The sequence below is a fragment of the Psychrobacter sp. DAB_AL32B genome (assembly GCF_002224105.1).
Lineage (GTDB): Bacteria > Pseudomonadota > Gammaproteobacteria > Pseudomonadales > Moraxellaceae > Psychrobacter.
Window position 1 is genome coordinate 1 of the sequence record NZ_NEXU01000015.1, and the last position, 14,508, is coordinate 14,508.

The window sequence follows — 14,508 nt, forward strand, 5'->3', positions numbered from 1 at the left end:
AAATAAAAAATAACTGCCATATAAACTGTGTTCTTTTTCACGTGATTGCGGAACATCCTTAACCAAAATCATACTTAAGCTACAAGCATAACAACTTTGACATAATTTGCAACATATTTTTTAGGATTTAATAACATAAATAGCTGAAACCTACAGCTAATATGATATTTAACCTATCTTTAAGTATAGATAAAAAAAACACCCCTACTTACCAAAGGCAAATAAGGGTGGATACTATAAATATCAGTAATAAGAACATAAAATTCTTTGATAGACTTATTAGAAACGCTATAGATAAAGGGCTACTTATTTATTAATAAGCAGCTCTAACAAAAATAACCGTACCAGTATTATTTATAGTCAATAATATTTAGTACATTGATTTAACCGTGCGCTTTTAAATTAAGGCGTGCTTGATGTAGTAATGGCTCAGTGTAACCATTTGGTTGTTCGCGACCTTTAAACACCAAGTCACAGGCGGCTTTAAAGGCATAAGAGTTATCGAAGTCATTAGCCATTGGCTGATAGCTATCATCACCCGCATTTTGCTCATCGACGACTTTTGCCATACGCTTCATAGTATCCATCACTTGCTGTTCGCTCACTACATCATGATGTAACCAGTTGGCAATATGTTGACTTGAGATACGTAAAGTTGCACGGTCTTCCATCAAGCCAACATCATTGATATCAGGTACTTTAGAACAACCAACACCTTGGTTTACCCAGCGTACGACATAACCTAAAATACCTTGAGCATTATTATCAAGCTCTTGCTGCTTCTCTTCATCTGTCCAATTGGTATCTTTTGCCAATGGAATGGTCAAGATATCGTCTAAGCTTGCACGCTCACGTGATTTTAGGCTGTTTTGCACCTCAGCGACATTGACTTGATGATAATGCATGCTGTGCAAGGTCGCCCCTGTTGGTGATGGTACCCATGCGGTACTAGCGCCTGCTTGTGGATGGGCAGCTTTGGTATCCATCATCTCTTTCATCTCGTCAGGCTTCGCCCACATGCCTTTACCAATCTGAGCGTGACCTTGTAGACCAGTCTCAAGACCGATATCAACGTTCCATTGCTCGTAAGCTGGCTGCCATACTTGTGACTTCATATCACCTTTACGCACAAATGGTCCGGCGTTCATGCTGGTGTGCATCTCATCGCCTGTACGATCCAAGAAGCCAGTATTAATAAAGATAACGCGCTCTTTCGCTTGGCGAATCGCTTCTTTTAGATTGACCGTCATGCGACGCTCTTCATCCATAATACCGATTTTTAGGGTATTACGTTTTAAGCCCAATAAATCTTCTGAGGCATTAAACAAGTCATTCGCCATCTTGACTTCTTCAGGACTGTGCATTTTTGGCTTAACGATATACATCGAACCTTTACGTGAGTTCGATAGCTCAGTTTTACTGTTAAGGTCATTTAAAGACAATAGCGGCGTAATCAAGCCATCCATTAAACCTTCGAATATTTCTTCTTGACCGTTACCCAAATCGACTAAGATTGCAGGGTTTTGCATCAGATGACCGACGTTACGAATTAGTAATAGCGAACGACCTGGTAAGATTAGCGTACCGCCATCTGGGGTAGTGTATTCACGGTCTGGGTTTTGTTTACGCGTACGGGTTTTACCGCCTTTTTCAAAGGTCTCTTGCAAGTCGCCATTCATCAAACCAAACCAGTTACGATAGACTTCGACTTTTTCTTCCGCATCGACAGCAGCAATCGAATCTTCACAATCTTGAATAGCAGTAATCGCTGATTCTAATAAAACGTCTTTAATACTTGCTGGGTCATCTTTACCAACGGGATGATTGCCATCGATTTGAATCTCAGCATGCAAGTTATTGTTCTTTAACAGTATACCCGTTGGGCTTTCGGCGTCACCAACGAAACCTGCAAACTGAGCTGAATCTTTTAGTTGCGTGCTGCTATCGCCTTGAGTAACTTCAAGCTTACCATCGACCACTTTAAAGCCAGTCACATCATTGTACGAGCCTGATGCTAACGCAAAGTTTTCATCTAAGAATTTTTTGGCGTAAGCGACGACAGCTGCGCCACGCGTTGGGTTATAGCCACCTTTTGCTTCTTGACCATTTTCATCACTGATCACGTCTGTGCCATATAAAGCATCGTACAAGCTGCCCCAGCGGGCGTTGGTCGCGTTTAATGCATAGCGAGCGTTACGTACAGGTACGACCAACTGCGGTCCGGCAATCTTTGCAATTTCATCATCGACATTTTCTGTACTTACTTTGAAATCATCACCTTCTGGTAATAAATAGCCAATTTCTTGCAAAAATGCTTTATAAGCTGGGTAATCAATATTGCCATTGTTGGCAGGGTGTTGCAGGTGCCACTGGTCAATTTGCGCTTGGAGTTTGTCACGGGTCGCAAGCAGCGCTTTATTACGCGGGGTAAATTCTTTGACGACCTTTTCAAAACCTGACCAATAACTGTCTGAATCAACACCGACTTTCGGCAGCACTTCATTTTCAATAAAATCGAACATCTGCTGATCGATAGCAAGAATGCCTTTCTGAATACGATTGGCGTTAGAAGACTGGCTCATATTGTTATCCTTATCTATTGGTGAGGTTTGTTGATGCTGGGCTGCCAAAAAACACAGTAGCCATGTAAACGGGTATGTAAAGCAGGCATGCAAAGTAATAAATACTGGATCTTAAAAGACAATTCAAGCGAATCTATTAGTACATTACATTGGCTGTTATGCCTTTAGCTGTTATTAGTCATTTATTTAACATTTTACTATCAGATAGTATCTAGACTGGTTTTAAGCAAAGATTACTTATAAACCTTAAATTTTGAGGCGGCATTGATAGTTGATATAATGCTAGCCATCCACTATTAACTGACCATCAATAGTAAGACAAAATATCCCAAAAGCAAAATATCATCCTACTATCAAATAATGAAATAAACAAGAAAAGCTCATTCAGTAAGTAAATACTTAGGCTGTATATAAATGATACCCTATAAGCCATATGAGCTGGAAGCCATAAATTCTCAATCTAAGCATGCTGGCCTAAAGGTAAGTATAAACTGTAAGTAATCATTACAGTACTAATTTATACGTAATGGTTATCTATCATGCCAAGATGTGTAAGAAGGTTTGAATATACTCAGCTTATGGTGTGTCATTAATTTAATATCGCTAAACGCTTAAAATAGAGGCGTAATATGACAGCGTCGCACGCTTATTTACTCTTATTGTAGAGTCAGCTCAATCTAAAGAAGATAGACTCGTAGCACGTGTTGCTAATATTGTTTTTACATTGAAGCGCTTATATGTCTTATTCTTTAGTTTAAATATCACTTTAAACATTCACTCGCAAATAAAGCCTAATTAAACTATGACCATAAATTCGAAAAACACTTCAATAATGCAGTCGCCAATAGCTAATATTAAAGAAGACATCTTTGAAGAAAACGAAACGCAAGAAGACAATGCTAGAGAAGACAATGCCAAAGAAGACAGCGTCGATATCGGACAACTACGGCCCCCTTTAAAGGTAGACCTATCCCCTATTTATAATTTTTTGGGTGCGCGCACCGCGCAAGCCTGGGTAAATGCAGCCATTATTGACTTGCCATTAATTATTCAAGATCATGCTAATTGCGAAAAAAAGGCCGCTGGTACGGCGATGAATTTAATATTTCGCTATGAATTTTCTTATGATTTGCAGCGTAAATTGGCACAGTTGATACGTGAGGAGATGCTGCATTACGAGCAAGTGCTCGGCATTATGCATGAGCGCGGGCAAGAGTGGAAATATCTGAGTGCTGGCCGTTATGCTAAAGGTATGCTCAAACATAAGCGTACCTATGAGCCAGCAGCGATGATAGATGTGTTGATAATAGGCGCATTTATTGAGGCACGCTCTTGCGAACGCTTTGCTGCGCTTGCTGAGGTCATCGATGATGAGCGTTTGGCAAAATACTATCGCTATTTACTAAAGTCAGAAAGTCGCCATTTCGAAGACTATTTGGCATTGGCACAATCTTTATCGGATGAAAACATCGATGAGCGGGTCGCATTATTTAAAGAGGTGGAAGCAGAATTGATAGTTAGCCCAGATATTGAGCTACGCTTCCATAGTGGCACCCCCTGCCTCACATAATCTATTAGATTTTGTCTTAGATAAAATAAAAAAGTGCTGCAAACAATCTATTTAGCATAGCTGTTTGCAGCACTTTTTTATCCAAGCCTAGTCATTCAAGATTCGTTTTTATGACAGTGGTTATTTATCATCTATCATTAATGCACTATCATACTGTTTATGATCTTTTGCTACGTGATGCGGATCATGGTCAGGTGTTAATTCTTCTGCGGCGGCTGGATTGACTTTCTGCAGTGCATCATCGGGAACAATACCATCGTTATCGTCTGCGTCTTTGAGCTTATAATTTTTCTTGTCGTCTACTGCTTCATCATCTGGCGTATTCATAGCGATTCCTTATGCTCGATACTTAATGCTTAGAACTTATTATTTCTTAAGTATTTAATAAATGACTTTTATCAACTGACCATTCAAAAACTATTAATCTTTTTCATCAGGATTTAATACACGTGTTTGAGCATTATCGACGTTTGCATAGCGGTTCAAATCGTTTATAGCTGCGCTTTTAGAAGCGTCGCTAACAGTAGTATGCTCATTGATACCTTCATCAAACGCACTGCCTTCTTGGTCACGGCGATCTGGCTGACGCGCGGCATTATCACCAGTATTAACATGCTCTGAATTTACCACTCTCTCTTGATTTACAATGCTCTCTTGAAAGGTATCAGTGCCTTTATTGGTAGTGGTGTGATTTTCAATGTCATCATCAGTAGACATCACGTTATAATTATTGTGATGAATGTCTTCATGCGTATGTTTACCATGGTCTACATCATCACTGACATATCTTGTGCCAATCACTGTTTCTTGAAACGTCTCTGTACCTTTAGGTATATCGTCAGGATCTGCAATATTGTTGGCAATCGTATCATGACTGCTAGCATGAGTATCGTCATTATCAATGCCAGTACCATCAATACGAGATTTAGTTAATTGAGGATCTTTGGTTTGCATGTCTTTGTTTTGCATAGTGATATCCTTATTTTTTTAACTTGTTATATTTTTAACTTATCTTTCTTGTTTTTTTGTTAGCCATCAGATGGCTATCGACTATCTAAGATAGAGCGTTCACTCATATTGAAAGCTATTCATTACCTTTTTGGCTGAGGTCATAAGCATTCAGATCGCCGACATTTTTGCCGCCATCGGGTAAATTCTCTTCCTTGCGCGGATCAGAATAAATTTCATCGGTTTCCTGCGATTCTTGCTGCGGTCCATCGATTTCTGGATCGTGCTTGCGTCCCTCATAACTGTCTCTGGTATTATCCGGCTCTAATGCTGCTGGATCATCAATAAATACGGGTTCTTCATTATTTGGATGGGTATTATTTGACATGGCCTTTTCCTCACGTTTGGTAGTCTTGTATTTATTTAAATAGTAAGTAACTCAAATGATTATGGCCGTTAGCCAAAACAATTACTATTTATCTGTACGCAAGTCATCATCAATAAAAGAAGTTTGTTCTTCTTCGCTCAATTCTGCTGGCACATCGACTTGTTTTTTATTTTCTAAGTTTTTCTCAACTTTCTGACTATCCGCTTGCTCTGCTGCTTTTTTAATATCTGAGGTATCGTTATTAGTATTACTCATGATGACGTTCCTATTTGTATCATTTATTAATGGTTGCTTAGTACTTATATGTTCAGTGCTTATCAGCCGTCCCTAACTTATTATGCTTATATTTACCCAGCAACGATAAGGCTGACTTTGATTATAAGTAGAAGTTTCGGTATCTCACCAGTGTACTGCGGTATCAATATGTGAATAAGTGTGAGGTTACAAGACGGTTTGTAACTTATTGGCTGCATCTATCAGCATAAAAAAACCAAGCGTAGAGTGCATCTACGCTTGGCTTTTATTTTAATTGAACATTTTGATGTGATTAATAGGTCACTGAGAGAGTATTAACCAAGTTAGCTAGACAGCTCACCCACTCCATTAATCATTTTTAACAAATGCTCTTGGGCAATATGTGGCAGCTCACCTGCTGCTGGCTCATTCTGTTTCCAAACACCATCACCGCTGAGCGTCCACGCTTGCGTGTTGTCTTGAAGATAATTTAATAAGCCATCTTGATAAATCTGCTTAGACAGTTTTTTATCTTCAATTGGAAACGCAACCTCTACGCGATGGAATAAATTACGATCCATCCAGTCGGCACTGCCGCAATACAGACGCTCATTACCATCATTATAAAAATAGTAAATGCGGGTGTGCTCCAAAAAGCGACCGATGACCGAGCGCACCGTGATGTTTTCAGACAGACCTTTTACTTGCGGACGTAGACAGCACATCGAGCGTAAAATCAGCTCGATTTTGACCCCCGCTTGTGAGGCGTCATATAACTTGTCAATCAGACGACGTTCGGTTAAGGCGTTCACTTTTATAATAATATGGGCGCGCTTGCCAGCTTTGGCATGAGCAATTTCGTCATCAATAAAGCCCATCAATTTATCATGCAAAGTAAATGGCGCATGTAAGAGCTTTTTAAGGTTAGCAGGTTTACCCATACCAGTAAGCTCATTGAAAATCTTATGAACGTCTTCAGAGATATCAGGATCAGCACTGAATAACCCATAGTCAGTATAAACCTTGGCATTGGCTGCATGATAGTTACCGGTACCTAGATGTACGTAACGGCGGATTTTATCATTCTCACGACGCACGATGAGCATGAGCTTGGCATGGGTCTTATAACCGACAATACCGTATACCACGACCGCGCCCGCTTCTTGCAGATAATTGGCCACTGCGATGTTTGAAGCCTCATCAAAGCGCGCACGTAACTCGATGACGGCAGTGACTTCTTTGCCATTCCGAGCGGCAGCTGCAAGCGCTTGAACAATCTCTGAATTGGTCCCTGAGCGATATAGTGTTTGCTTGATAGCCAAAACTTTTGGGTCGTTGGCAGCTTGCCATAGTAGATTTACTACTGGTGAAAAGGCATGAAAAGGATGATGAACTAGGACATCGCCTTTACGCATGGCGGCGAACATACTGGTGGTTTTATCAAGCTTATCAAAATCACGGCGAAAGGGCTTAGGAACGATATGAGTAAACGGCTTATAGCGCAGCGCTGGAATATTAAAATCAAATAGCAGTCGCGTTAAGTTCACTGGACCATTAACCCGGTAAAGCTGATTATCATGTAGATCAAACTCATCGAGTAGATAATCACTAATAGGCGTCGGACATTCTGTAGTGACCTCAAGGCGTACCTTGTCACCAAAGCGGCGGTTTTCAAGTTCGCCTTCCAGTGCCTTGGCGATATCTTCAACATCATCTGCCAAGTCTAAATCAGCATTACGTGTAAGCCTAAATTGATGACAACCGGTAACGTTGACTCCCGGGAACAGCTCACCAACGTGCTCATGAATCACTGCCGACAGCATAATATGATGCTCTTTGCCACCAGTCAGCTCATCAGGTAGGCGAATCACACGCGGCAAACTACGCGGTGCAGGGACGATAGCCAGATTAATATCGCGACCAAAGGCATCTTTACCGTCTAAAGTGGCGATAAAGTTTAAGCTTTTATTCACCAGACGCGGAAATGGATGCGCCGGATCGATGCTAATTGGGGTCAATACTGGGGATACTTGCTCAATAAAATAACGCTTCATCCATGCTGATTGCTCGGCATTAAGCTCATCACGTTTTAAATAACGAATGTCTTCAAGCGCTAGGGCTGGCAAAATATCTTCATTCAAAATACGGTATTGCTCATCGATGGCATCATGGGTCACCGCTGATATTTCATTAAGAATTTCACTGGGGCGCATACCGTGAACGCTGGTTGATACGTCGCCTAGATTTAGTTTTTGCATGATGCCTGCAACGCGAATCTCAAAAAACTCATCTAGATTCGATGAAAAAATCATCAAAAAGAATAGACGCTCAAGTAAAGGATGGCGGGGATCTGCCGCTTGTGCTAAGACGCGCAGATGAAACTGCAATAAAGACAAGTCGCGATTGATATAACTGCTAGGTGAATAGCTACCATCCTCCGAGCGTTGCCACTCAACCTTAGTTAAGTTAGGGCTACTATCGATAAGAAGATTGTTTATTTTCACAGCACTGTTTGTGCCGCTCTCTGTATTGATATCATGGACGTCATGATTGGTCTCAATAATGTCATTAATCTTATGACTCGTATTGTGCTTACTATTCATCTCTGCCACGTTATTACTCCTTTATCATTATCGATATGCCATCATCTTTTATATTTGTCTTTATACTAAACGTCTCTTCTACCTTATCATTGTTATTTTTTATAAAATTGACTGCTACGCCTCAAATCTACTGCCATTTGATTACATTCAATTAGCCATCTAAGCAGATTGTGGCAATACGGCATTTTTCATGCGTTTTTTAATGATACGTTGTTTATTACGCAGGCGTTTGTCGCCTTGATTGTCTTCATAATATTTTGGATTGGTCAGCATTGCGATCAGTAAGGCTGATTCATCACGGTTCAGATTGGCAGCTGATTTATCAAAATAATGCTGGGCTGCTGCCTCGACACCATAAACACCATTACCAAACTCCGCCACATTTAAATAAGCGGTTAAGATACGCTGCTTATCCCACAAGGTTTCAATCATCAATGTGATAATAGCCTCTTCGGCTTTACGCGTATAAGAGCGATGCGAGGTTAAAAACAGGTTTTTAGCCAATTGTTGGGTGATGGTTGAGCCACCTGCTGACATTTTACCAGTCGCTTCATTTTTCTTTTGCGCCGCTTTAATGCCCTTAAAATCAAACCCATCATGTTGGCTAAACGTTGAGTCTTCACTCACAATCGCCGCTTGTTTGGCAGACTTGGCAATCTGATCATATTCAACCCAAGTCTGGCTAACATCACCACCCGTCAAACGATGGGTCAGCATAAACATGCTGTTATTAATCGGCTGGGTTTTCCAAATTAACAGTAGTCCGGCGACTAATACATGGAATGCGACGACCAATACCATGAAGGCCAAAATCAGTCGTTTGATAAATTTGCCAAAACTTGCCATGCGTGATATCCAAGTGATTGAAAAGATAATAAGATGAAGTAAGGAGCAATCAGTAAAAAGCTATCAGCCAGTAGTTATGAACCGATAGTTATAAATCGATGATTTTGAATCAGCAATGATAAATAGCAGCTCATCTTACCTAATCTCACAATCGCTGTCATTATTTACCCCACTTCTTTATCATGTCATAAAGGTTGAGCGATATTGACATTTTTGATTGAAGTCTGAAAACAGGCACTTTGCAACAAGTATTAAATAAGAGAATCAATATGCAGGATGATAATAATATAACAGCATTACGGGCACGTATGATTGAAGCACAGCCTCAACTCGGCACTGCTATAAATCTTGATAAATGGTGGTTACTTGGGACTTCTGGCTGTCACTTATGTGACATCGCTGAGCAACTTATCATACAGTTTCAAGCGGTACAGCCTATTATTTATCAACATGTCGATATCGCCGATTTTGATGAGCTTCTCATGATGGAATTTGCGACTACTATCCCCGTGATACTGACGCCATCCAAACGTTTAAATTATCCATTTTCTGTTCTGGATTTGCAGCAACTGCTAACGACCTAATATGGATAATAACCCCATAGTAGCAATAACCGCTGCTGGCATGCCCATCGTAAACATTTAATAGCGAGAAACTCATGAAAAATTTGAGCAAAATTACTGAAATTGAAGATTTACGCCGTGTCGCCGAGCGAAAAGTACCACGCATGTTTTATGATTATGTCGACTCAGGCTCATGGACTGAGACCACCTATCGTAATAATGAAACTGACTTTGACCGTATTAAGTTGCGTCAGCGGGTATTGGTCAATATGGAAGGGCGCTCGCTTGCCACCGAAATGTTGGGCACACCAGTAAAAATGCCGGTTGCTATTGCGCCAACAGGTTTTACTGGCATGATGTGGGCTGATGGGGAAATCCTCGCGGCACAGGCAGCAGAAAAATTTGGCGTACCGTTTTCATTATCGACTATGAGTATTTGCTCTATCGAAGATGTGGCAGAGCATACCAGTGCGCCGTTTTGGTTTCAGCTATATATGATGCGCGATATGGACTTTATAGCCAATTTAATTCGCCGTGCCAAAGAAGCCAATTGTTCAGCGCTAATCTTGACCGCCGACTTACAAGTACTCGGCCAACGTCATAAAGACATCAAAAACGGTCTATCTGCGCCACCAAAACCAACGCTTGCCAATATCTTAAATTTGATGACCAAGCCGGAATGGTGTATGAATATGCTGGGTACCAAGCGTCGCACCTTTGGTAATATCGTCGGTCACGCTAAAAACGTCGAGGATATCTCATCGCTATCAGCATGGACAGCTGAGCAGTTCGACCCTGCGCTGAGCTGGGATGATGTCGCTCGTATTAAAGACATGTGGGGTGGTAAGCTAATTATTAAAGGTATTATGGAGCCAGAAGATGCCGTACTGGCAGCTCGTAGCGGTGCCGATGCGCTAGTGGTTTCCAATCATGGTGGACGCCAATTAGATGGTGCGCCCTCTTCCATTTCATCTCTATCCGATATCGTACAAGCGGTGCGAGCTGAGGACAGTCAGATTGAGATTTGGCTCGATAGTGGTATTCGCTCCGGTCAGGATGTACTTAAAGCGATGGCGCTTGGGGCAAATGGCACAATGATTGGTCGCGCTTTTCTTTATGGTCTTGGTGCGTATGGCGAAGATGGTGTCCGCCGAGCGCTTGAGCTGATTTATAATGAATGTGATATCAGCATGGCGTTTTGTGGTCATACCGATATCAATGAAGTGCGCGATGATATCTTAGTCAAAGGTACCTACGAGCATCTTAAAACTGCCTTGCCTTACGTAGCTCCTATGCGCTGGTAAGTGTAGACAAGATAGGCGCTTAGACTTGTTGATAGCTTTCTTTATACTATCCATACCCTTTATACTCTACCTATATTCTTTGATTGATATCTCGTTTTATGACTATCCAGCAGCTGTTTAAAACCGCACCGGTCACCACTTTACTATTAATCAGCTTTATCGGACTGTATATCGTACAAGTGCTGACTGGCGTCGATGCCAATAATCCATCGACTGAGGCGCTGATAAAATGGGGTGCCAATGCGCTGCCCTACACCATGGACAGCGAGCCGTGGCGCTTGGTCAGTAGCGCGTTTTTGCACATTGGCTTGATGCACTTATTGTTCAATGGTTTTGCCATGTATTTCTTTGGACAGATTGCCGAGCCCATGTTTGGCTCTGCTAAGTTTTTAGCATTATTTTTACTGGCGGCAATCGGTGGCAGCTTACTTAATAACTACGTCACATGGCAGGGTATTTTGGATGGTACTGGACAACCCGGTATATCAGCGGGTGCGTCTGGCGGCATCATGGGCATTGGCGCAGCATTATGGATTGCTGCGCTGTTTAAGATATCAGTCAATGGCATGGTGCTCAATTTAAAAAGCCTGATATTGATCCTGGGCATCAACCTTGTGTATGGTTTTGCCGTACCGGGTATCGATAATGCCGGACATATTGGTGGCGCGATTACCGGACTCATCATTGCACTGGCTTTCGCAATTGCTTACCGTCAGCGCATGGCAGCTGTTATACAGAATACTGCCATCAATCAGAGCGGTTATTTACCCCATTATCAAAGTGAGCAACAAGACGAATACCACACCACTTATATTAATACGACAGTGAATAACGAGACTGGTTTTAATAACGATTCTAATTTGAATGATGCTCGTTTAAATAATGCCAGTTTGTATAATGAGAGTCATGTTGATAATAATATTGGTGTAAACTCAAACATCAATATCATCCCTAATTATCCGATTCTAAGCGCAGAAAAAACCTCGCCTAAATCTATGCTTATTTGGCAATTGCTGCCATGGCTAGTGATGTTACTTCTTAGTATTGGCTTTATTTGGTGGTGGCAAGATATTCATCAGCAATTAGTAGAAGTGCTCAATGCCATCGAGCAACGCTCTATATAGCCTACCTATAATTATTTTATTTTTAAATGACAAGCGTACCAATAATCTTACGCGTTTTCCTATTTTCATCCCTTTGTTTCACCCACTTATGAGAGCAAATCATGTTTAAATTATCAGCGCTATCCAATTCCGCTACGCGCACTTTGCTTGGCGCACTAACGGCTACTGCCTTATTTAGTGTCTCCAGCCTATCGAATGCTGCTTTATTTAATAAAAACCTGCCGACTGATCCAGACGCTCAGCTAAGCGTCGGCGTCAACGTCCTAGCGGTAAATTCAGCCTATGACTTGGAAGATAGTACTGATGTGCTGGTATTACCGGGTGTGTTTTATGATAATAATAGAATATATGCGCGCGGTGCCCAAGCTGGTGCTTATATCATTAATGATGGCACTAATCAGTTAGCTGCTTACGCTCAGCTGTCTGGTAGCGAGTTTGACCCTGATGATGCCAATGGCGCACTTCAAGGTCTTGATAAGCGTAAAGCCTCTGCGGCTGCAGGCATAAGTTATCAGCGCCGTACTCCGATTGGTGCCTTTCGCGTCCAATATGCGACTGATATTTTAGATAATAGTGGTGGAAATACTGCTCGCTTGTCTTATCTTGCCAAAATCACCAAAAACAAACTAACGGTCTATCCAAGCGTTGGATTTGAGTATCATGATAACGACTACAATCAATATTATTACGGCGTGAGCGATACAGAATCAACGAAAACAGGCATTGCAGCTTATACTGCCAATTCAAGCCTAAATCCCTATATAAATATTAGTGCCAACTATGATTTTAATGAGCGCTTTGCAGGATTCTTTAATCAAAGCTTAAGCTACCTGCCAAACGAGCAATATGACAGTCCAATGGTTGACTCACGTACTGACTCAACGACGACGCTTGGGTTGCTTTATAAGTTTTAGAACTTAAGAAAGAATGATGTGAAAAAAGCTGGGTATTTTACTCGGCTTTTTTGTGGTTAATCTAGCTAAATATATGTTTAAATATTTCTAACCCAACATAGTTACTTTGCTAAAACTACTTTTACTAGCTTTTACATATTGGTACCTTGTAAAAACCACTTTCCCCAAATTCATTAATTCTAGCTTCGCGTACAAAACCATGAGCTGAACCATTTGTCATTACAAAACCTCTATTTTTCCATCTTATTAGCCTAGACCATATTGGCGGTGCCACATAAATAAATTGAGAAGGCTTTAATATTTTTTGATTTCTTTTAATTTCAGAAAACTCTATCGGAACATATGTTTCTACATTGTCTTTATTACTATCTAGAGCAAGAAACTCTGTCTTATACACCTGCAAAGGCTTTAAATATTTTATCTCACTGTAGAGACACTCTAAATACTGTAAAGCATTTGGACTCTTAATGTATATATAGTCTAATCCAAATAAAACCGATACAATCCTATTAACCATTGCATTTAATGAAATAAACAATGACTTATTCAACAGACTATCGCAAACAGGTACTTTCTAGCATCGCTGATGGCATGACCATTCGAGAAGCTGCTCTATTTTACGGGCTTAGTACCAGCACCATTCACAGTTGGCAGCAGAAGTTAGCCTCTAAAGCAACGAGAAATAAAGCCCCAACTAAAATACCTGATGACGCATTGTTTGAAGACGTAAAAAGATATCCCGATGATTATAACTATGAAAGAGCTCGCCGTTTGAACTGTAGTAAAACGGGCATCTTTAATGCTCTAAAGCGCCTTGGTATCAGTCAAAAAAAAGACCTTGGAACATCCAAAAGCTTGCATGATAAAAAGAGCGGCGTATCAGAGTAAGCTTAATCGCTTAATGCAGCAAGGTTATCCCATTGTTTATATGGATGAGAGTGGCTTTGAGGCTGAGACCATTCGTCCTTATGGCTATGCACCGATAGGCAAACCTTGTATTGATCGCTACAACTGGCAAGCAAAAAAGCGTACTAATGTCATCGGTGCTCTCTATGAAAAGATGCTGTTTGCCCTGGATTACTTTGAACAGAATATTAACAGCAATATATTCTATGACTGGTGCAAACACACCTTAATTCCAAGCCTTAAAACCAAATGCGTGATTGTGATGGACAATGCTAGGTTTCATAAGAATAAGCGTATTCAAAAGCTACTGAACAGACATGGCCATCGCATTCTATGGCTACCACCCTACAGTCCTGATCTTAATCCCATTGAGAAGAAGTGGGCACAAGCAAAGTTTCTACGCCAAGGATGGATGCAAAATGACTTATCTAAATTGTTTTATGATATTTGTCCTAGCCATAACACTTTTATTTTGAACTGACTATAACTCTCTTGTGCGCATTAAAGAAATAGTTGAGATTCCTAC

15 protein-coding genes are annotated in these 14,508 nt (G+C 40.9%); 7 read left to right on the plus strand and 8 right to left on the minus strand.

Annotated features, from left to right (window positions below):
• Nucleotides 1-383: 383 nt before the first annotated feature.
• Entirely contained in the window at nt 384-2,582 is a 2,199-nt protein-coding gene (locus tag CAN34_RS01445) for a malate synthase G (protein WP_089554117.1), read from the minus strand.
• 802 nt (nt 2,583-3,384) lie between these two features.
• On the opposite strand from CAN34_RS01445, the gene CAN34_RS01450 reads away from it, so the two are divergent.
• Nucleotides 3,385-4,152 (plus strand): tRNA-(ms[2]io[6]A)-hydroxylase, encoded by a 768-nt coding sequence (locus tag CAN34_RS01450; RefSeq protein WP_089554118.1) that lies wholly within the window; start codon nt 3,385-3,387, stop codon nt 4,150-4,152.
• Nucleotides 4,153-4,272: 120 nt separating this feature from the next.
• Here CAN34_RS01450 and CAN34_RS01455 read toward each other — a convergent pair whose 3' ends face one another.
• The 6 genes from CAN34_RS01455 to mtgA all read right to left on the minus strand — a co-directional run bounded on the left by CAN34_RS01455 (nt 4,273) and on the right by mtgA (nt 9,171).
• On the minus strand, nt 4,273-4,479 hold the full coding sequence (locus CAN34_RS01455) for a hypothetical protein (RefSeq protein ID WP_089554119.1): 207 nt from the start codon (nt 4,477-4,479) through the stop codon (nt 4,273-4,275).
• A 93-nt stretch (nt 4,480-4,572) separates the two neighbouring features.
• Entirely contained in the window at nt 4,573-5,121 is a 549-nt protein-coding gene (locus CAN34_RS01460; RefSeq protein ID WP_254423043.1) for a hypothetical protein, read from the minus strand.
• 115 nt (nt 5,122-5,236) lie between these two features.
• Entirely contained in the window at nt 5,237-5,488 is a 252-nt protein-coding gene (locus CAN34_RS01465) for a hypothetical protein (protein ID WP_089554120.1), read from the minus strand.
• A gap of 84 nt (nt 5,489-5,572) precedes the next feature.
• Complete coding sequence (locus CAN34_RS14180) at nt 5,573-5,743, minus strand: hypothetical protein (RefSeq protein ID WP_165767594.1); 171 nt, start codon at nt 5,741-5,743, stop codon at nt 5,573-5,575.
• 323 nt (nt 5,744-6,066) lie between these two features.
• Nucleotides 6,067-8,334, minus strand: a complete 2,268-nt coding sequence (ppk1, locus tag CAN34_RS01470; RefSeq protein ID WP_089554121.1) for a polyphosphate kinase 1 — start codon at nt 8,332-8,334, stop codon at nt 6,067-6,069.
• A gap of 150 nt (nt 8,335-8,484) precedes the next feature.
• Nucleotides 8,485-9,171: a monofunctional biosynthetic peptidoglycan transglycosylase gene (mtgA, locus tag CAN34_RS01475; RefSeq protein ID WP_089554122.1), complete on the minus strand. Its 687-nt coding sequence runs from the start codon at nt 9,169-9,171 to the stop codon at nt 8,485-8,487.
• 269 nt (nt 9,172-9,440) lie between these two features.
• On the opposite strand from mtgA, the gene CAN34_RS01480 reads away from it, so the two are divergent.
• The 4 genes from CAN34_RS01480 (at nt 9,441) to CAN34_RS01495 (ending at nt 13,076) form a co-directional block, all read left to right on the plus strand.
• Nucleotides 9,441-9,755: a glutaredoxin family protein gene (locus CAN34_RS01480; protein WP_089554123.1), complete on the plus strand. Its 315-nt coding sequence runs from the start codon at nt 9,441-9,443 to the stop codon at nt 9,753-9,755.
• A gap of 74 nt (nt 9,756-9,829) precedes the next feature.
• Entirely contained in the window at nt 9,830-11,038 is a 1,209-nt protein-coding gene (locus CAN34_RS01485; RefSeq protein WP_089554124.1) for an alpha-hydroxy acid oxidase, read from the plus strand.
• Between the two features lie 98 nt (nt 11,039-11,136).
• Nucleotides 11,137-12,162: a rhomboid family intramembrane serine protease gene (locus tag CAN34_RS01490; protein WP_089554125.1), complete on the plus strand. Its 1,026-nt coding sequence runs from the start codon at nt 11,137-11,139 to the stop codon at nt 12,160-12,162.
• 101 nt (nt 12,163-12,263) lie between these two features.
• Nucleotides 12,264-13,076: a MipA/OmpV family protein gene (locus CAN34_RS01495; RefSeq protein ID WP_089554126.1), complete on the plus strand. Its 813-nt coding sequence runs from the start codon at nt 12,264-12,266 to the stop codon at nt 13,074-13,076.
• A 124-nt stretch (nt 13,077-13,200) separates the two neighbouring features.
• Here the strand turns inward: CAN34_RS01495 and CAN34_RS01500 are convergent, their stop codons facing one another.
• On the minus strand, nt 13,201-13,626 hold the full coding sequence (locus CAN34_RS01500; protein WP_121509214.1) for a hypothetical protein: 426 nt from the start codon (nt 13,624-13,626) through the stop codon (nt 13,201-13,203).
• Between CAN34_RS01500 and CAN34_RS14420 the strand changes: the two genes are divergently transcribed.
• Nucleotides 13,614-13,964, plus strand: a complete 351-nt coding sequence (locus tag CAN34_RS14420; RefSeq protein WP_089554128.1) for an IS630 transposase-related protein — start codon at nt 13,614-13,616, stop codon at nt 13,962-13,964. The two genes, CAN34_RS01500 and CAN34_RS14420, sit on opposite strands and share 13 nt — an antisense overlap.
• Nucleotides 13,936-14,463 carry an IS630 family transposase gene (locus tag CAN34_RS14425; RefSeq protein ID WP_254423044.1) on the plus strand — a complete coding sequence of 176 codons (528 nt, stop codon included), beginning with the start codon at nt 13,936-13,938 and terminating at the stop codon, nt 14,461-14,463. The genes CAN34_RS14420 and CAN34_RS14425 overlap by 29 nt, the downstream gene beginning before the upstream one ends.
• Nucleotides 14,464-14,508: the final 45 nt, after the last annotated feature.